Genomic DNA, 17,740 nt, shown 5'->3' with positions numbered 1-17,740 from the left:
CGGACAGCGTAACGAACGGCGGGTCAGGCCTCGCCGGGGTGCCAGGTGGGCCACTCCCAGGGGTGGTCGGCCCAGTGGACCCGGACCGGGTCGTGCGGGTCGAGGTCGGGGAAGAGCTGGTGGCAGCGGGGCTCGAACTCCTCGGGGCCCAGCGGCTCCCAGCCCTGCCCTTCGAAGTGGACCAGCCGGTAGCGGCTGTCGGTGCCGAATTCGGCCACCTCAACCAGGTGCGCGGACGTGCTGTCGTTTCCCATGCCCCCCAGCATGTGGTCCGGCGGCAACCCGCGCCCGTCCAGACCCCTCTTCCGGGTCATGTCCCCGCGTCCGCGCGCTCGTTGAGCACGGAAAGGTACGGCGGGGGCTCGGCGGCTGGAGGACGAGGACATGACGAGGACCAGGACGTGACCGGGCGGCCCTCCGAGGCGCAGCCGTGGCAGTGGCCGCCGAACGCCTGGCAGCCGCCCCCGGTGCCCGCCCCGCCCCCGCCGGGCGCGCCGCCCGCCGCCCCGGCGCCCTCGCCCGGGCCGCGTCGCTCGCCCCGGGCCCGGACGGCCTGGGTGCTGGCGGCGGTCGGCACGGGCGCGGTGCTGGCGGCCGTCCTGGCGACCTGCGGCGGGCCGGGCGCGGGCGACGACCCCCGGCTGGTGGCCCTGCCCTCCGGCCCGGCCACCCCTTCGGCCGGGCCGCCGCCCGGCCCGCCCGCGCCCTCCCCGCTGCCGGCGCCCACCCCGGAGGCCGGCCTGGGCACGACCGTCGAGCCCGAACCCTCGGCCGCCGACGCACAGCACCCCACGAGCGCCCCCCGCCCGAAGCCGAGCCACCCCGTGCGCGCCACCGCCTCCCCCCACGCCGCCGCGCCCCCGGGCACCGCCCCGACACCGCCGTCCCTGGGCCCGGGCAACGTCTGCGACCAGGCCGAACGCACCGCCCGCTGGGCCCCCGGCTCCGAACAGGCCCGCCTGTGCCGCAGCGTCTACGGCTGACGCACGCACGACCCGGCGGCCCCGTTGTGGCCGGGGGCGGGGCCGTGGCTATCCGTGCAGGTTGGCGAGCATGCTCAGGGCGTAGTCCAGCTGGGTGCCCTCGGCGACGTGGTCCTTGTTGGTGGTGATGTCGACGGCGCCGTTGGCGTAGATCTTGACGACGATCATGGTCTCCTCTGCGGTGAGGACCCGGCTCTTGGGCCCCACCACGGTCGGGCCGCGGGTGCCGAGCACGTCGAGTTCGAGGGTCGGGGGTGCGGCCGCACCGGGCGGCACCGGGAAGGGGACGGTGACCAACTGGTTGTCGGGTGCCGCGAAGGCGAGCGTGAGGGGGCCCGCCAGTACCGGATGGTTGTACGCCATCCGCAGCGTCACGACGTCGGTCGGGCCCTGGGCCGCCTGGACCTGGTTCTGTGCGTCGAGGAACAGGGCCAGCAGGCTGAACTCGACCAGCCAGGAGTCGGGTTTGATCCACAGGTTCCAGTCCGCCTTCGCGAAGTCGAGGGTGCCCTTCTGGGGGATCAGCGGCCAGCCGGCCTGGGTGAAGCGGACCGACGCGTCGTAGCCGACCGTCACGGTCTCGATGTGCTGGGCCGTCACGGGAACCGGTGTCTGCCCGCCCTCCTTGGTGAAGGTGAGCGACGCCGGTGGGGCGCCCTGGCTGGGCAGCAGGTCGACGGTGACGCTGTCGACGAGCTGGTTCGGGGTGACGATCACCTGGCTCACCACGGTGACCTGCGGGTCGACGGTGGTGACGTCGCCGGGGCCGGCGCCGGCCAGCAGTGTCCCCAGGGCGCAGGCGAGCGTGCTGTCCTGGGCGACGACGGTGTCGCCGAGCTTGGCGGCGTACTTGGCCTTGAGGGTGCACGCCCCGACGATCCGGCTGCCGCTGCTGCTGTTGAGGAGCGAGGACCAGCCCAGCGCGCCGGTCTCGGAGAGCGGCACGGAGAACACGACCGTCCCGGCGTCGCGAGCCGTCGCGACGGTGACCGGGCCGGCCAGGTCGGTCGCCGGGATGTCCAGCAGGCCGTCCAGCGCCTGCAGGCTCAGCGGCGCGTACTGCCAGCTGCCCGCGCCGGCGTAGCCGCCGCCGATCAGTGCCGTGGCCCAGCCCGCGCGGAGCGCCGGGAGTCGGGTGGGGTCGTCGTCCGCGTACGCGCTCACGGTGACCACGGCATTGCCGCCGGTGATCTTGGTGGTGGTTCCCCCGGCGGCCGGGACGTCGGCCCGGTCGACCACCAGCGAGACCGTGCGCAGTCGGGGGGCGGCGAGGCTGAAGTAGGCCTGGCTGTGCGCCTGGTCCGGCCACAGGACGAAGTCGCCGACGGCGACGGGCGCGCCGAGCGTCGGTACCGGCACGGGCAGCACCTGGGCCGGGCCGTGCCAGACCGGGCGCAGCACGACCGGGCTCCGGTGCGGCGGTGACACGGGGAAGTGCCGCAGCTGGGGCGGGCGGTCGTCCAGGGTGCTGAAGTCCTGGGCGTCGTTCTGGATGTCGTCCGCGAGCAGGACGGTTCTCGCCACCCGGACGTCCTCCACGGCGGGGGCGCCGCCGGCCGGGGGCTGGGCGACGGCGGAGCCCGGCCGGATCCCGTCCAGTCCCCGGACCACGGCGACGAGGTCGGATCCGCGCACGGCGAAGATGAGGTGACGATCCGTCAGGTCGAGGTCGGCGATCCTGCGGCGCAGTGCCGGGTCCGGCACGGCGATCCGCCGCCGCCGGGGGCCGCGGCAGAGCGTGAGCGCGCTGACGCCGTCGGCGCCGCGGGCGACGTCGACGACCTCGGTGGCGGCCGTGGTGATCACCGGAGCGGGCGGCAGCGAGGCGCGCCAGACCGAGCGCGGTTCCAGCTCCACGACGCCGGTGCGCACCTTCCGGGAGAACCGGTGCCCGGTCGCGACGGCCCCGGAGGCCGTGCCGATCAGGTCGATCACCCTGGCGCCCCGGCCGACCTGCTGCGTGCGGACGACCGTGCCGAGCGATCGGACCAGGACCTCCTTGGGTGCCTCCTGGACCGGGCCGCGCTGGTCGAGCCGACTGGTGGTGGAGACGAGATCGATGCCTCGGTCGGTCTCCAGGCCCCGGACCTGCCCGGTCGCGCCCGCGACGCGCGGCGGCTCGAAGTGGAGCCGTCCGAGCCGCCCCGAACTCCCGCCGTGCACCGCGACCAGCGGCCCCGCCCCGGTGTCCGTGCGGGTCGCCCCGGGAGCGAACCGGCTGCGGGCGTAGACGTCGACGACCGGAGGGGGGCTGCCCGCCGGGAAGGTGACCGAGAGCGTCCAGGGACCGGCCCTGCCCGGCAGGACGGGTGTCCGCACCTCGACCAGGCCGTCGCTCACCGTCACCGAGACGCCCGCGGGCAGCGCGCCGGGGGTGAGCTGCACCGGCGCCGCGCCCGACCCCTCGGCCAGCCGCAGCACGAGGGCATGGGCCTGCGGCGACTGCACCCGCAGCAGCAGGGCCTCGTCGGCCGGCAGCACGTCGAACTCGCAGTCCGTCGCGGGCGGGAGCACCCTGGTCCGGACCTCCAGGCGCTGGAACCCGGCGGCCTCGGCGAGCGCGTCGCGCACGGACTGGGCGAGCCCGTTGGCGTCGAGGCTCAGCCGGTAGTGCACGCCGGTGCGGCGGTGCACCCGCTGGGCCAGGAAGCCGAGGACGGACCGGGTGGAGCTGAGCACCCACAGCTCACCCCGGAAGGCGAGCCGGCGCAGCGTCGCCACGTCGGCGAGGGACACCCGGGTCGCGTCGCCGACGACCAGCACGGCCGCGCGGCGGCGGGTGCCGTCGTGGGTGGCCCAGCTCGCGTCGATCCGGGCGAGGGCGGCACCGAGGTCGTCGACGGGCCGGGCGGCCGCGTCGGGGGTGCTGACGGCCGCCGCGCCCCTGGCGATCCCCAGCCCCGCGGCCGCGCCGGCGAGGACGGCGGGCGGCACGGGCGGCAGGGCCCGGGTGGTCTCGGTGGCCGCGCCGGGCTCGTTCCACCAGCTGTCGGTGGTCGGCGAATCCGTGCCGCTGCCGTCCGATCCGGCACCGCTGCCGTTCGATCCGGCGCTACTGCCGTCCGAGCCGGGCGTCGTCGTGGCGGCGGTTGTGGGCCGGGCGGTCTGGGTCGAGACCGGCGGGGAGCCGACCGCGGCGCTGTCCGAACTGCCGGGCGCCCAGTTGCTCGTGGTGTCGATGGAGGCCGATCCGGCGGCCGGGTCGATGACCAGGAAGACGTCGGCGGGGGTGGCCCCCTGGTCGAGGAAGCCGCCGCGGATCACCAGCGCGAAGTCCTGCTGGGGCGTGTCGGCCGTGTTGGTCAGGCAGTTCATCGCCAGGTCGAGGGCGGTGACGCTCACCTCGACGGTGTCGTCCAGGTCCTCCGGGCGGAGGAACACGCACTGGGTGTTGTCCCAGCCCTCGTGCTGCTCGCCCTGGTCGGGGACGGACCACCCGGAGCCGAACTGGTTCGCGCGGTAGAGCAGGCCCTTGCTCCTCGCCCGCAGCGCGAGCTTGTTGACCACCGCCGGGGCGGTGGCGGTGCCGGTGCCGGGCGCGCCCGGTGGGTCGGTCCAGGCCAGGGTGACCCGCAGCGGGCGGGTCGGATCGGTCGGGCGGATCGTCCAGGTCCGGCTGTCACCACGGGAGGTGAGCAGGATCGTCTGGTCGACGTAGCAGCGGTGGACGGTGTCGGAGACGACGTTGTCGAGGTCGAGCCGGCCCCAGCCCTGGGTGGTGTTGGGTACCGTGCCTCCGGAGTCGATCGGCTCGGCGCCGTTGACGACGAGCGCGCGGAGCATGGCGGGCGAGGGGCTCGCCCCGCCGTCGTGGGCGCGCCACCACTGGGTGAGCAGCGCGCAGGCACCCGCCGTCTTGGGGCTGGCTCCCGAGGAGCCGCCGCCCCAGGTGATCCTGTCGTCGACGTACTCCTTCTCCCCCGGGTGGGAGTCGTAGTTGGCCGAGGCCGTCCACTCGCCCGGTGCCACCACGTGCGGGCGGATCCGGCCGTCGCCGCAGTTGCCGATGCTGGAGGCGTGCGCACCGCTGTAGACCTCGCGGACGTTGTCGGCGTCGGTGCCGCCGAAGTCCGGGCGGTAGTTCTCGGAGTTGCCGGTGACGATGAGGTTCTTGGCGCCGTGGGGTCTGGTGATGCCCGCCGTGCCGTCGTTGCCGACCGAGAAGCAGATGGTGAGCGGGACGGCCTCGGCCGCGCCCGTGGCGTTGCGCACCAGGCCGTCGTAGGTGGCCTCCAGCGAGAGGTAGTCCATCGGGTCGTGGGTGCCGGCGCCCCAGGAGTTGTTCTGGATCGAGCCGGCCACCCCCGCCGGGCTGGATGAGGACACCGTCTCGGAGCAGAGCGTGCCGGCGTTCTTCGTCATGTCCTGCGCGAGCAGCCCGGCGCACGGGGCCACGCCCAGGCCGTAGACGAAGCCGTCCTTGTCCTTGGAGTCCAGGTACGAGCCGGCCGCGTGCCCGGCCACGAAGGTGGCGTGCCAGGCCTTCTGCCCGGCGGCGAGGTCGGTGATCCGGCCGGTGAAGGCCGGGTGCGAGACGTCCACGCCGCCGTCGACGATGCCGATGGTGACGCCCGTGCCGTTCACCGCGTGGTCGTCCAGCCAGGTCGTGTACGAGCCCTCGGGGTGGTTCGCGGCGTCCAGGCCGGCGACCAGGACGAGGTCGGCGACCTCGTCCTCGGGCACCTTCGCGGCGCGTGGCTCCACCGCCACGATCCGCCGGTCCGCCAGCAGCGCCTCCTGACCGGCGGTGGTGACCTTCGCCGGTACCCGGACCCACGCCCCGGCGGCCTCCGCCGGGCCCTCGACGGTGACCCCGGGGACGGCCGCGAGCTGCTCGGCGAAGGAACCCGCCTCGACCAGGGCCGCCGAGGCGACCACCTCGACGTCGACCGGCGCGTTCGCGTCCTCGCTGGTGGGGACGCGCGCCTTCAGGTCGGCGCCGACCGGTATCACCGAGCGGACGAACGGCAGCGCGCGGACGGCCCGCAGGGCCGCCCCGGTGCCGGTGCACAGGTAGCTGGCGGCCGGGACGAACTGCTGCGGGTGGACGCCGGCCCGCTCGATCGCGGCGAGCATGTCGCCGTCGGCCGGACCGCGCAGTTCGACGTACGCCGTGGCCGGCGCGTTGCCGGGGACGGCGTCGAGCCCGGACCGGGCCGCCGCCAGCTGATGGGGCGTGCCGATGGCCAGACCGGTCGTCACCGGGATCTCGCCGTCCTGTCCACCGCCCCCACCCCCGCCGTCGCCGCCACCGTCGCCCCCGCCCCGGGCGTCCTCGACCGTCGCGGCGTCCGTCTCGACCAGGAGCTCGCCGTTGGCGTAGTGGAACAGCACGTGGGTGCTGGCGTCCCGCAGCACCGGCGACGTCTGCGGGACGATCACGGTCCGGCTCATCACGTTCTCCCTGCGCTCTCGAACCTGCGGCTCGCGGCGTGCGGTCCTCGGAGGTCTGCCGCTCAGGCGGGCAGCTCGACGGTCACCCTGGCGACGGCGCCCGCCGGGTCGAGCGCCACGTCGACCGCCTCGCGCTCGGTGAAGCGGGCGGCCTGCCGGTCCGAGTGCAGGGCCAGCCGGTGCCGCCCGTCCGGGGAGTCGATCAGCAGCCAGGCGCCGGTGTCGTCGTACTCGACGCCCACCAACGTGCCCTTGAGGTGGCCGGCGCCGTTGCCGGCGGCGGCCTTCGTGGTCTCGCCCTGCTTCCCGTCGCCGGTGCCTCCGGTGACGACGACGTTGTCCTTCTTGCGCAGCAGGTCCTGGGCGGTGGCGTCGTCCTCGGCGAGCACCGCCGCGTCGGAGATCAGCTGCACCCCGGTGTCGCTGACCAGCACGAACACCGCCGACTCGTTGATCCCCAGCGGCTGTTCGGCCGCGTGCACCAGCTTGCCGCCGATGATCCCGAAGGCGCTGAAGGTCGCCGTGCCGGGCTGGCCACCGGGGCTGATCGGATAGCTGAAGGTGACCGGTGTGTCCATGGTGAGCTTGGTGGACGCCTTGATCGGCTGGGTGAGGCCGGGCGAGGTGTAGGTGACGTTGACCACCAGGTAGTCGTTGCCCATGGTCGGGTTGATCAGCTGGATGCCCTTGGCGGCGGCGTTCTTGACGTACAGGTAGATCGTGGTCGAGCCGACCCACTGCGAGGGCTTGATGAGGATGTTGCCGAACCCCTGCTTGACCGTCCCGCTGGCCGCGTCGTCCACGATCGGCCAGCTGCCCGGCGCATAGTTGATCTTCGCGTCGTAGTGGACCGTGACGTTGTCCGGGGCCGCGCTGGTGACGACGTAGCTCTTGCTGCCGCCGTCCGCCAGGAAGACCGGCGACTGCGGGGCCTGGCCCTCCGAGTAGTCCAACGCCACCGCGGTGCTCGCCACCTGCGGGTTGCCGACCACCGTGATGGTGCTCGGGAACTGGAGCTCGGTGTTCACCGTGGTGACGTAACTGTCGTCCAGCGCGGCGAAGATGCTCAGGTCGACGTCCGCCCGTTCGGTCAGCCAGGTGAACCCGCCGAACTCCAGCTTGGTTGTGATGTCCGCGGCCTGCTCCGCCCGCTGCCACTTGAGGGCCAGGTTCGCCCCGCCGAAGATGCCGCCGGAACTGCCCGCCACCGCCGGCTTCACGTCCGGCTTGGGCTGGAAGAGCATGCCGAGCAGCGCCTTGAGCCCCTGGTCGATGATGGTGTTGGTGACGCTCTCCTTGATCTTCTCCATCCCGCCCGGCAGGTCGTCCAGACCGTAGAACTTCATCTCGATGCTGCTGTCCGCCCGCAGCGATTCGAGCTGCGCCTGGATGTCGACGCTCCCGCCGTACAGCCAGCCGTCGTAACTCGCCTTCAGCTCACCGGAGAAGTGCTGGAAGACCCGGTCCCCGTGCATCAGGATCTCGACCGAGCACTGCGGCATGTAGCGCAGGTACTCGTAGCTGAGCATGACCTGCGCGACCGGCGAGCGCCCGTTCCTGATCGCATCGGCCCACTCCTGGGCGCCGTACGCCGTCAGGTCGGCCAGGTAGGTGACCGTGCCGCCGGGTGTGCCGGCGTCGTTGGCCTTGGCGGTGAGGTCGGAGACCGTCCCCGAGACGGCGGGGATCGCCAGTGCGGTCTGCCCCTTGCGGGTGTTCAGCGGCACGAAGATCGGGTTCTGGGGCGCGTCCTGGGCTCCGGCGAGGGTCTGCCGCCACTGGTCCTTGAGGGCCGCGAGCTGGCTGTCGTCGGCCTGGATCGCGCTCGTCGCCGTGAACGAGGCCGCCCCGCCGATGATCTGGTAGGTGTTGTCCTTCTGGGCGCGGAACTCCGTGCAGGCCGCTTCGTAGCGCCCGGTCGTGGCACTCCGGGCGAGCATCGGCTGCTTCGGACTGAACAGGATCACGTCCGCGGCCTGGCCGCCCCACAACTTGAAGTTCCCCGAGTCCCATGCCACCCCGGACATGGCCACTCCGTAGCGTTCCTCCAACACACCGGACATCGCTCGTCTCCTCGCCGGTCGGGTCAGCGGGAGCCGGTCGACCGGATCGGTCGCGGTCTCCCGGTCGGTCACCCGTCACGCTTGCCGCCGGACGCGGACTCCGCCTCACCCCCGAGGGGTGATTCCGGGCGGGGTGATTCCGGGCGGCGTGTTCCCGGGCGGGGTGGGGCCGGTGGGCCGTCCGTCCACGGTGAGCAGGCCCGCCGCCCGCGCCGCCCGGACCGCGTCGCGCCGGTTGCCGACGCCGAGCTTGCCGTACAGGCCCCGGGCCTGCGTCTTGATGGTGTTCACCGAGACGCTCAGCGCGGCGGCGACCTGGGAGAGCGTCTGCACCGTGTCCAACTGCTCCAGCAGTGCGTACTCGCGCGGGGTCAGCGGTGCCCGCACCGCCTGCTGCGAGAACAGCGCCAGCGTGCGCAGCGCGAACCCGCGGTACGGGCCGAGCCCCGGCCCGTACCGGCTGAGCAGCTCGCGGGCCGGTTCGCCGGTGGCCTGGAACGGCCGGTGCAGCTCCTGCGGCGCGGCCGGCACGACGGCCTGGCGCAGCGCCGCCAGCGCAGGGGCGTGGTGCCCGTGCTCCATCGCGATCTGCGCCTCCAGCAGGGCCGCGCCCACCGCGTTCGTGGCCACCAGCGGAACCGCCGAGCCGTCCAGCAAGGGCCGCAGCGACCGCCGGGCGGCGGCGACGCGCCCCTGCGCCAGGTGCAGGTAGGCGGTGAGCAGACCGGTGTCCGGCGCGTCGGCGAGCCGGCGCCGGGCCAGCTGGGTGAGGTGGTGGGTGCCCTCCTGGTCCCCGACCGCCCAGGCCGTCCGGGCCGCTTCGGCCAGCACCACCGCGAGCACGGCCGGCGGCACCTGGCGGCCGTCCGAGCGGTGCAGCGCGGCGTGCAGCTCGTCGAGCGCCGCATGCCGCTGACCCCGGTCGTAGCGGACCATCGCGAGGACGGCGAGCGCCCAGAGCTCGACGCCGGGGTCGGACCGGCCCTCGGCCATCGCGAAGGCGTGCCCGGCCAGGTCCGCCGCCGCGTCGGGTCGGCAGCGCTGCACCTTCACCCAGGCCAGGGCCGCGTACGCCGTGGCGCAGGGCAGCCGCGGCGCGGCCCGGTGCCGGACGCTGTACCGCAGCGCCTCCTCGGCCCGGTCGGCCATCGCGACCAGGTCGCCGCCGGTGGCGGCCATCGAGGCGAGCTCGCTCAGGCACTCCACCGCGAGCCGGTCCCGGCGTCCTGATCCGGCCAGCGCGAGGGCGGCCTCCAGATCCGCCGTGCCCGGCCCGCGGCGGCCGGTCCAGCAGCGGGCGGCGCCCCGGCTGAACCGGACGGCGGCCTCCAGGTCGCGGTCGTCCAGGTGGTCGGGCAGCAGCGGTTCGGCAGCGCGCAGCGCGCGGTCGAGGCCGCCCGCCAGGCGCGCCTGGTCGAGCTCGACGACCGCGCGGAGCACCTCCTCCCGGCTCGCCTGGTCCTCCGGCTTCCGGTCCAGCGCGAGCAGCCGGTCGGCGGTCTCCAGGTCGGCCCGGTGGACGCAGGCGTACGCCATCGCCAGGAGCGCACCGGGCGGGTGGCGCAGCCGGTCCACCGGGACGCCGTCCAGCACCCGGCGCAGTACGGCGTCCTGCCCGGCGATCACCATCGAGACGCCGTGCCGGTCCAGCAGTCCGGCCGCCCCGTCGAGGTCGCCCGCGGCGACGGCGTGCTCCAGCGCCTCGGGCAGCAGCCCCTGCTCGGTGTGCCAGGCGGCAGCCCGCCGGTGCAGTTCGGGAAGCCGGGCCGAGCGGCGGCGGGCCAGCTCGGTGCGCAGGTAGTCGGTGAGCATCGAGTGGTAGCGCAGCCAGCGGTCGTCGGCGCCGAGCCCGGTGACCAGGATGTTGGAGCGTCGGAGTCCGGCCAGCACCTCCGCCGCGTCGGTGCGGCCGGTCAGGCGGTCGGCGAGGTCCGCCGTCAGGTACTGGCAGACGCTGGTGTCCATCAGGAACTCCTGCAGCGCCGCGGGCAGCCGGGTCATGATCTCGGCGAACAGGTAGTCGGCCACCGGGCGGTTGTCGCCCCGGAAGCCCGCCACGAACCCGCTGGGGTCCGGGTGACCGCGCAGCGACAGGGCCGCCAGCCGGAGCGCCGCCGCCCACCCCTCGGTGCGCTCCAGCAGGCGCGCCAGGTCGTCCTCGGCGAGGGTGACGCCGTGCTGGGCGAGCAGCGCGCGGGCCTCCTCGTGGGTGATCCGCAGCGCGTCCGCGTCGAGCTCGCCGAGCCGTCCCTCGACCCGCAGCCGGGGCAGCGCCAGGTCGGGGTGCGGGTCGTGGCGGGAGCTGAGCACCACGTGCAGCTGGTCCGGTTGGTAGCGCATCAGCTCGCGCAGGCCCCACCGCGTCCCCGGGTCGACCACCTCGTGCACGTCGTCGAGCACCAGCCAGACCGGGCGCGGCAGTTCGGCGAGGGTGTTGGCCACCGTGGCGACGAACCCGGGCCGGATGTCCCGCCCGGCCTCGGCCGGACGCGGCAGCGTGCAGTGCTCGCCGACCGCCGACAGCTGGGCCAGCGCGCCCAGGATCGCCGTCCAGAGCCGGAAGCCGTCGTTGTCGTCCGCGTCCAGGCTCACCCAGGCGACGTCACCCTGCCGGTGGGACGTCCCGTTCGTCGCCCAGTCCGCCAGCAGCGAGGTCTTCCCGAACCCGGCCGGGGCGCAGACCAGCGCGACCGGCCGGGTGACCGCCGCGTCCAGCGAACGCAGCAGTGGCTCCCGTCTGATCAGCGGCACGTGGGACGTCGGGATGGTCGTCTTGAGGTCGGCGATACCGGCCTGCGTGTACGAACGTCGCGTTACCACCCGCTCACTGTAAGTGATGCGGCGGACGGTCGGATCGCGAGGTCCGCGCGGGCCCGGGAGCGAGGGCGGGGAGCGGCGGACGAGCGCTCGTAGGTGATCTCCTCGCCGGCCGAGGTCCGGACCCGGGCCCAGGTGCGGTCCGGCCGGAAGTCCGGTTCCAGGATCGCGAGCCGGCCGGGCGCGTGGCAGAACGTGCCCGGGCCGGGGCCGTGCTCCGGCCGTTCGACGAGGATGTGGTCGCCCGGGTCGATCACCACCTCCCAGGCGAGCGGTTCGAACCGCACGGTGAGCGGGGTCGGGCCGTCCGCGGCCACCTGGAACCTGAACACGGCTCGGAGCGTACGGGACGGGCCGCGGAGCAGCCCGCGGCCCGTCGCGCTCTCACGGTGGCTCAGGCCGCCCCGAGGAGGGCCTTGTCGAGGCGGGGGGCCAGCACCTTCGCCAGGGTGTCGGTGATGTGCCCGGTATCGCGGTACAGCACGACGCCTTCCAGGACGGCCGGGCAGGTCGGCCCGGTGCCGGGGCAGAGCAGCGGCCCGAGGTCCAGGGTGCGGACGCCGTAGCGCGCCGCGAGGCCGCCGTCGAGCATCGGGTCGGGTTCGAAGGCGGTGTCGCGCGCGAAGAAGCAGGCGTCGTCCCGCCCGTCCGAGGCGGCGAGGCAGGTGGGGATGTCCTTGCCGGGCATCGGGGTGTCGCCGAGGTAGGCGAGCGGGGCGCCGAGCGCGGTGAGCCGGTCCAGGGTGCGGGTCCAGCCCCGGGTGCGCTCCTCCTGGCTGCCGTAGCGGTTGAGGCCGGCCATCAGCACCAGGCGCGGCCTGGGTTCGTCGGCGAGCCGGGCGAGGGTGTTCTCCCGCCAGCGGTCGCACTCCTCGAAGGTGCGGCCGAGGACGTTGTTGCGGACGGTGAGGGTGGCGAGCGGGCAGCCGGGTTTGACCAGGACTTCCAGCGCCCAGTGCCGTTGTTCGGCCATCTTCTTGGCCGCCGAGATCCACTGCCCGGCGTGCGAGTCGCCGAGCAGGACGAGGCGGTCGGGGCTGCGGTCGTCGCCGAAGAGGCAGCGGGGGCTGCGGTCGGCGTTGAGGGCGATCTCGCAGCCCTGGCCGGGCGGGAAGTCCTCGCGGGCGCGGGCGAGCGAGGGGGTGAGGGCGGCGAGCCGGGCGCCGGGGGCGAGCAGGGCGGGCCCGTCGACGGCTCCGGCGGGCGCGGCAGCGTCGGCGGTGGCGGTGCCGAGGGCGCGGACGGTGCCGCCGCCGAGGGTGAGCGCGGCGATCAGCGGGATGACGAGGGCGCTGGCGCCGACCGCGAGGCCGCGTCGGGGCGCCGGGCTGCTGCCGTACCGCAGGGGCTGTTCGACGAGCCGCAGGGTGAGCCAGGCGGGCAGCGCGCTGAGGGCCGTGAGGGCGAGCAGGACGGGCCAGGGCAGGGCGCCGTAGCGGGCCTGGGCGATGGTGAGCACGGGCCAGTGCCAGAGGTACCAGGCGTAGGAGAGGCGTCCGGCGGCGCGCAGCGGCCGGGTGGCGAGGAGCCGCCCGGCGTCGGCGGCGCCGAGCGGGCGCGGGGTGGCGCCGGCGAGGAGCAGGGCGGCGGTGCCGAGGACGGGCAGCAGCGCGGCGGCGCCGGGGAAGGGGGTGGTGCGGTCGTAGAGGAAGACCGGGCCGGTCAGGGCGGCGAGGCCGAGCCAGCCGAGCGGCCGCAGGGCGGGGGTGGCGTCGCGGGCGGCGAGTGCCCGCCCGGCCAGGGCCGCGCAGGCGCCGGCGGCGAACTCCCAGAGCCGGCTGGCGGTGGAGAAGTAGGCGAGCGGTGCGGAGGTGGCCGTCCAGCGCAGGCAGAGCAGCAGCGAGGCGGCGCCGACGCCGAGGGTGGCGAGGGTGATCGCGGCGGTGCGGCGGCGTCCGTGCAGGTACCGGGCGAGGCCGAGCAGCAGGACGCCCCAGAGCAGGTAGAACTGGTTCTCCACGCCGAGGGACCAGAAGTGCTGGAGCGGGCTGGGGTCGCGTTCGGCGGCCAGGTAGTCGGTCTGCTGGCCGGCGAAGCGCCAGTTGGCGACCTGGCCGGCGGCGGCGATGAGGTCGCGGGCGAGGTCGGTGCCGCGCAGCGGGTCGAGCAGGGCGCCGCCGGCGGCGGCGGTGGCGACGAGGACGGTGGCGGCGGCGGGCAGGATGCGGCGGGCGCGGCGGGCGGCGAAGTCCCACAGGCCGAGCGGGCGGCCGATGAGCAGGCCGGTGATGAGGAAGCCGGAGATGACGAAGAAGATGTCGACGCCGACGTAGCCGCCGGTCGGGCCGGGGACGGCCGCGTGGAAGGCGAGGACGGCCAGGACGGCGATGCCGCGCAGGCCTTCGATGTCGGGCCGGAAGGCGGTGCGCCGGGGTGGCGCCGTCTCGACGGCGGCGGTGGTGGCGGTGGCGGTTCCGGCGAGGGCGGCGACGGCGTTCGGCCGCGACGCCCGGACGACGCCGGGCAGTTCGGCAGCGGTGGCGGCGGAGTGGCTGGAGGAAGGTGGTACGGCCGTTGACACGGCGGTGCTCCTTGCAGGGCTGGCAGGGCGGGCGGTGGCGGTGGTCCGGGCCGCCGGCCGATGGGGCGGCCGGGCGGCGGAGTCCGCGCCGGTGGGGCGACGCGCAAGGAAACGGCTGGGCGGTGCTTCTGGCGGTTCCGTCAGAACAGCAGCGGGTCGGCCCACCCGGAGGCGAGCAGCCCGCAGAGCAGCAGCGCGGCGGTGACGGCGACGGCTTCGGCCCGTCCGAACCCGAGGTCGGAGCGGCCGCGGGCGGGCGGCGCGATCTCGCCGACGGCGGCGCCCTTGTCGCCGTCGGCGGGGCGCAGCAGCGGCCACAGGGCCCGGATCAGCGGCACCATGGTGTACGCGCCGAGGCCGAGCAGCGCGGTGAGCGCCCAGTAGGGCTGCCAGCCGTACCGCAGGGCGGCCCGGGCGAGCCCGGCGGCGCCGGCCACGACCACGAACCCGAGCCAGCCGACGCCGATCCGGGCGACGGTGCGGGCGAGTGAACTGCCGCCGGAGACGGCGCCGGTGGGCACCCAGTCGGCGGAGCGGCGGCGCAGCGCGTGCGCGATGGCGACGATGTGGCAGAGCCCGCCGAGGAGTTGGACGCGGGTGACCTCGAAGCGCCAGCGGGTGCGGGACATCGCGGGCAGCAGGACGAGGGCGACCCAGATCGGCGGCAGGAAGGGCAGGACCTGCCAGGGCTGGATCTGTTCGGGCCGGAAGTACAGCATGATCAGGGCGGGCAGCGGCACGGCGAGGACGTTGACCGCGCTGGTGACGTAGCCGAGGATGCCGTTCCAGAAGCAGAGCCGGGCGGAGCGGGGCAGCGGGCCGCGCCGGAAGTCGGGGTCACCGACGAGCGCGAGCGAGCCGAGGCACCAGCGGTACTGCTGGCTGATGAAGGCGGGCAGGCCGGTGGGCGACATGCCCTTGGCGACGAGCGCGGGCACGTACCGGGTGGTCCATCCGGCGCGGGCGAGGGAGAGGCCGGTGTACAGGTCCTCGCTGTGGTCGATCTCGGCGAAGCCGCCGACGCGCTGGAGGGCCGCGCGGCGGTAGAGGGCGTTGGTGCCGCAGCAGACGGTGCCGTCCTGCGCGTCCCGGGAGGGCTGGATCCAGCGGTAGAAGATCTCCTGGGTGGCTCCGGCGGCGCGTTCGAGCCAGGACATGTCGGCGTCGGTGTCGAAGCACTGGGGGCTCTGCACGATGCCGACCTCGGGGTTGTCGAGGTAGGGCACCAGGTGGTGCAGGAAGTCGGGGCGGGGGCAGAAGTCGGCGTCGAGGACGGCGATGATCTCGCCGTCGCCCTCGGCGAGGCCGTGGTTGAGGTTGCCGGCCTTCTTGAAGCGGCCGCGGTCGGGGCGGGCGCGGTACTGGAAGCCGTAGGAGCGGGCGAGTTCGCGCACCTCGGGGCGGTCGGCGTCGTCGAGGACGAGGACGGTGAGCTCGCCGGGCCAGCGGACGGCGGCGGTGTGCCGGTAGGCGTTGTCGAGGACGGCGAGGGGTTCGCCGGCGGTGGGCAGCAGCAGGTCGACGCTAGGGTGGCGCTCGGGGTTCCAGGCGCGCAGCAGCAGGTCGTGGGAGTCGCGGGTGTAGCGGCGGGCGCGCTGCCCGTCCGCGACGGAGAGCAGCCAGGTGGCGGCGTTGAGCAGGGTGAGGGCCAGGAACGGCCAGAGCAGCGGGGCGCTGAGGGCGAACAGGCCGAGGGTGGCGGTGGCGCCGGCGTAGGAGAGGGTGGCGCAGAGCAGCACCCAGCGGCGCTGCGGGCCGAAGTACCAGTACAGCTCCTCGTCGTCGGGTGGGCGGGGCAGGCGGTGGTCGGGGCGGGCGGCGGCCGGGCGGCGCGGGCCGGCGTCGGGTGCGGGCATGGCGGTGCCATGGAGTACGGGCATGCGGAAATGGCCCCCCTGGGCATGGGACGGTACGTGGCCGTTCGCCCTCAGCCTCTCACATTGGCCTAGACCAATCGTGAATTCGGCGTGACATCTCCGCATCGCTCCTGGTCAGCGACTTGACGTGGAGTCAGGTCGCCGAACGGGCCCCGACGAAACGTCAAATGATCAACGTTCGGACGTCCGACCACGCGCCGCCCCGCCCGCCCCTGAGAGCCCTTGGAGTCCTCGGAGCGCTCGGAGCACTCAGCAACCTCAGAGCTCCCCCAGCTCCTTCGTCAACTGCTCGAACCGCAGGTCCGCCCGGCGCGGCAGGCCGAAGCGCTCGTCGCCGTACGGGAACGGGCTGAACACCCCGGTCCGGCGGTAGCCGCGCCGCTCGTACCAGGCGATCAGGTCGGCGCGCTGCTCGATCACCTTCATCTCCAGCACCCGCACGCCCCACTCCTCGCGGGCCACCCGCTCCGCCTCGGCCAGCATCACCCGGCCGATGCCGCCGCCCTGCAGCGTCGGGCGCACCGAGAACATGCCGAAGTAGGCGCTGGCCGCCCGCCGTTCCAGCTGGCAGCAGGCGATCAGCGCGCCGTCGCGCTCGGCCACCAGGACCACGCCGTCCCGGTCCTGGACGGCCGCGGCGACGCCCTCGGCGTCCGCGCGCTGCCCGTCCAGCAGGTCGGCCTCGGTGGTCCAGCCGGCCCGGCTGGCCTCGCCGCGGTAGGCGGACTCGACGAGCGCCACCAGGGCCGGCACGTCGGCGAGCGTGGCGGTCCGGAGAGTGGGCTCCCCGGTGAAGCCGGCGGAACCTGCGGTGGTCTCGGACATGGCGAATCCCTTCGTCTGACGGCGGCACCGGCCGCGCCGGGCGGCGGCCGGTCCGGGCATCGTGCCACAGCGCCCGAACGCCCCTTCGGGCCGGGGACCAGCACGAACGCCCCGCCCGGCCGCCCCCGCCGGGCGCCGCCCGCGCGGGCGAGGGCGCCCGCCGCCGCGTGACGTCCGTTCAAGAAGTGGCCGAGGATATCTGGCGGCACCGGCGGGTGCCTGGCTACTGTGCTCCCCTGCCGGATCAACTCCCGGCACCCGTAGGCCCCTTGGGCCACCGCACCGGAACAGAGGAGTGCTCATGACCCGCTCTTCCCGCTCCGCCCGCACCGCCGCCACCGCGCCGAGACGGACCGGCCACCGCCGACTGCCCGTCCTCGCCGCCCTCGCCGCCGCCACCGCCCTGGTCACCGGCCTCGCCGCCCCCGCGTACGCGGCCGGGCCGACCACGGCCGACGCAGCCCCCGTCGCCGAGGGCCGGCCCGGCTTCCACCCCGAGCGCGACTTCGCCGGCTCCACCGTCGCCGCCCACGAGGGCCGCGGCGCCGCGCCGTACGCCTCCCTGGCCGTCGCCCAGACCCCCGGGATGGACGTCGCCAGCTACCAGGGCAACGTCGACTGGAGCACCGCGGCCGCCAACGGCGCCCGGTTCGCCTACGTCAAGGCCACCGAGGGCACCGGCTACACCAACCCGTACTTCGCCCAGCAGTACAACGGCTCCTACAACGCGGGCATGATCCGCGGCGCCTACCACTTCGCGCTGCCGAACTCCTCCTCCGGCGCCACCCAGGCCAACTACTTCGTCAGCCACGGCGGCGGCTGGTCCGCGGACGGCCAGACCCTCCCGCCCGCGCTCGACATCGAGTACAACCCGTACGGCGCGACCTGCTACGGCCTGAGCCAGAGCGCCATGGTCAGCTGGATCCGCGACTTCAGCAACACCGTCCAGTACCGCACCGGCCGCTACCCGACCATCTACACCACCACCAACTGGTGGACCCAGTGCACCGGGAACTACGGCGGCTTCGGCTCCACCAACCCGCTCTGGATCGCCCGCTACTCCTCCAGCCCCGGCACCCTCCCGAACGGCTGGGGCTACCAGACCTTCTGGCAGTACGCCGACTCCGGCACCTTCCCCGGCGACCAGAACCTCTTCAACGGCGCCGCCGACCGCCTGAGCGCCCTCGCCCTCGGCTGAGGCCGGAGGCCGAGGCCTGGAGCTCCAGGCCTGCAGCTCCAGGTCTGCAGCTCCAGGCCCGA

Annotated in this window: 10 protein-coding genes; 2 read left to right on the top strand and 8 right to left on the bottom strand. The window is 74.7% G+C overall.

What is annotated here, in order from left to right; translation table 11 throughout:
- Positions 1-23: 23 nt before the first annotated feature.
- Positions 24-254, bottom strand: a complete 231-nt coding sequence (locus tag VM95_RS23980) for a hypothetical protein (RefSeq protein ID WP_045700152.1) — start codon at positions 252-254, stop codon at positions 24-26.
- A 147-nt stretch (positions 255-401) separates the two neighbouring features.
- Here VM95_RS23980 and VM95_RS23975 point away from each other — a divergent pair, with 147 nt between their 5' ends.
- Positions 402-983 carry a hypothetical protein gene (locus tag VM95_RS23975; protein WP_045700132.1) on the top strand — a complete coding sequence of 194 codons (582 nt, stop codon included), beginning with the start codon at positions 402-404 and terminating at the stop codon, positions 981-983.
- A gap of 48 nt (positions 984-1,031) precedes the next feature.
- Here VM95_RS23975 and VM95_RS43785 read toward each other — a convergent pair whose 3' ends face one another.
- From VM95_RS43785 to VM95_RS23940, 7 genes are all read right to left on the bottom strand, one after another.
- Entirely contained in the window at positions 1,032-6,377 is a 5,346-nt protein-coding gene (locus tag VM95_RS43785) for a S8 family serine peptidase (RefSeq protein ID WP_045700131.1), read from the bottom strand.
- Positions 6,378-6,439: 62 nt separating this feature from the next.
- Positions 6,440-8,440 carry a hypothetical protein gene (locus VM95_RS23965; RefSeq protein WP_045700130.1) on the bottom strand — a complete coding sequence of 667 codons (2,001 nt, stop codon included), beginning with the start codon at positions 8,438-8,440 and terminating at the stop codon, positions 6,440-6,442.
- A gap of 105 nt (positions 8,441-8,545) precedes the next feature.
- Entirely contained in the window at positions 8,546-11,260 is a 2,715-nt protein-coding gene (locus VM95_RS23960; RefSeq protein WP_157882180.1) for a winged helix-turn-helix domain-containing protein, read from the bottom strand.
- A complete protein-coding gene (locus VM95_RS23955; protein WP_045700128.1) occupies positions 11,254-11,589 on the bottom strand; it encodes a hypothetical protein in 336 nt (111 codons plus the stop codon). The genes VM95_RS23960 and VM95_RS23955 overlap by 7 nt, the downstream gene beginning before the upstream one ends.
- Positions 11,590-11,651: 62 nt before the next feature.
- Positions 11,652-13,778 carry an acyltransferase family protein gene (locus VM95_RS23950; protein WP_208615524.1) on the bottom strand — a complete coding sequence of 709 codons (2,127 nt, stop codon included), beginning with the start codon at positions 13,776-13,778 and terminating at the stop codon, positions 11,652-11,654.
- A 140-nt stretch (positions 13,779-13,918) separates the two neighbouring features.
- Positions 13,919-15,658 (bottom strand): glycosyltransferase family 2 protein, encoded by a 1,740-nt coding sequence (locus VM95_RS23945; RefSeq protein WP_341846028.1) that lies wholly within the window; start codon positions 15,656-15,658, stop codon positions 13,919-13,921.
- Positions 15,659-15,913: 255 nt separating this feature from the next.
- Positions 15,914-16,480: a GNAT family N-acetyltransferase gene (locus VM95_RS23940; protein ID WP_045700127.1), complete on the bottom strand. Its 567-nt coding sequence runs from the start codon at positions 16,478-16,480 to the stop codon at positions 15,914-15,916.
- 301 nt (positions 16,481-16,781) lie between these two features.
- Between VM95_RS23940 and VM95_RS23935 the strand changes: the two genes are divergently transcribed.
- Positions 16,782-17,678 carry a lysozyme gene (locus VM95_RS23935; RefSeq protein WP_078860442.1) on the top strand — a complete coding sequence of 299 codons (897 nt, stop codon included), beginning with the start codon at positions 16,782-16,784 and terminating at the stop codon, positions 17,676-17,678.
- Positions 17,679-17,740 lie beyond the last annotated feature (62 nt).

Source organism: Streptomyces rubellomurinus, assembly GCF_000961885.1.
GTDB classification, from domain to species: domain Bacteria; phylum Actinomycetota; class Actinomycetes; order Streptomycetales; family Streptomycetaceae; genus Kitasatospora; species Kitasatospora rubellomurina.
The sequence above is the reverse complement of the archived record's forward strand: the minus strand, read 5'-3'. Positions and strand labels throughout refer to the sequence as shown.

Coding starts and splice junctions, on each gene's coding strand:
- VM95_RS23980 (WP_045700152.1), bottom strand. CDS start 254: ATGGGAAACGACAGCACGTCCGCGCACCTGGTTGAGGTGGCCGAATTC.
- VM95_RS23935 (WP_078860442.1), top strand. CDS start 16,782: ATGACCCGCTCTTCCCGCTCCGCCCGCACCGCCGCCACCGCGCCGAGA.
- VM95_RS23965 (WP_045700130.1), bottom strand. CDS start 8,440: ATGTCCGGTGTGTTGGAGGAACGCTACGGAGTGGCCATGTCCGGGGTG.
- VM95_RS23945 (WP_341846028.1), bottom strand. CDS start 15,658: ATGCCCGTACTCCATGGCACCGCCATGCCCGCACCCGACGCCGGCCCG.
- VM95_RS43785 (WP_045700131.1), bottom strand. CDS start 6,377: ATGAGCCGGACCGTGATCGTCCCGCAGACGTCGCCGGTGCTGCGGGAC.
- VM95_RS23940 (WP_045700127.1), bottom strand. CDS start 16,480: ATGTCCGAGACCACCGCAGGTTCCGCCGGCTTCACCGGGGAGCCCACT.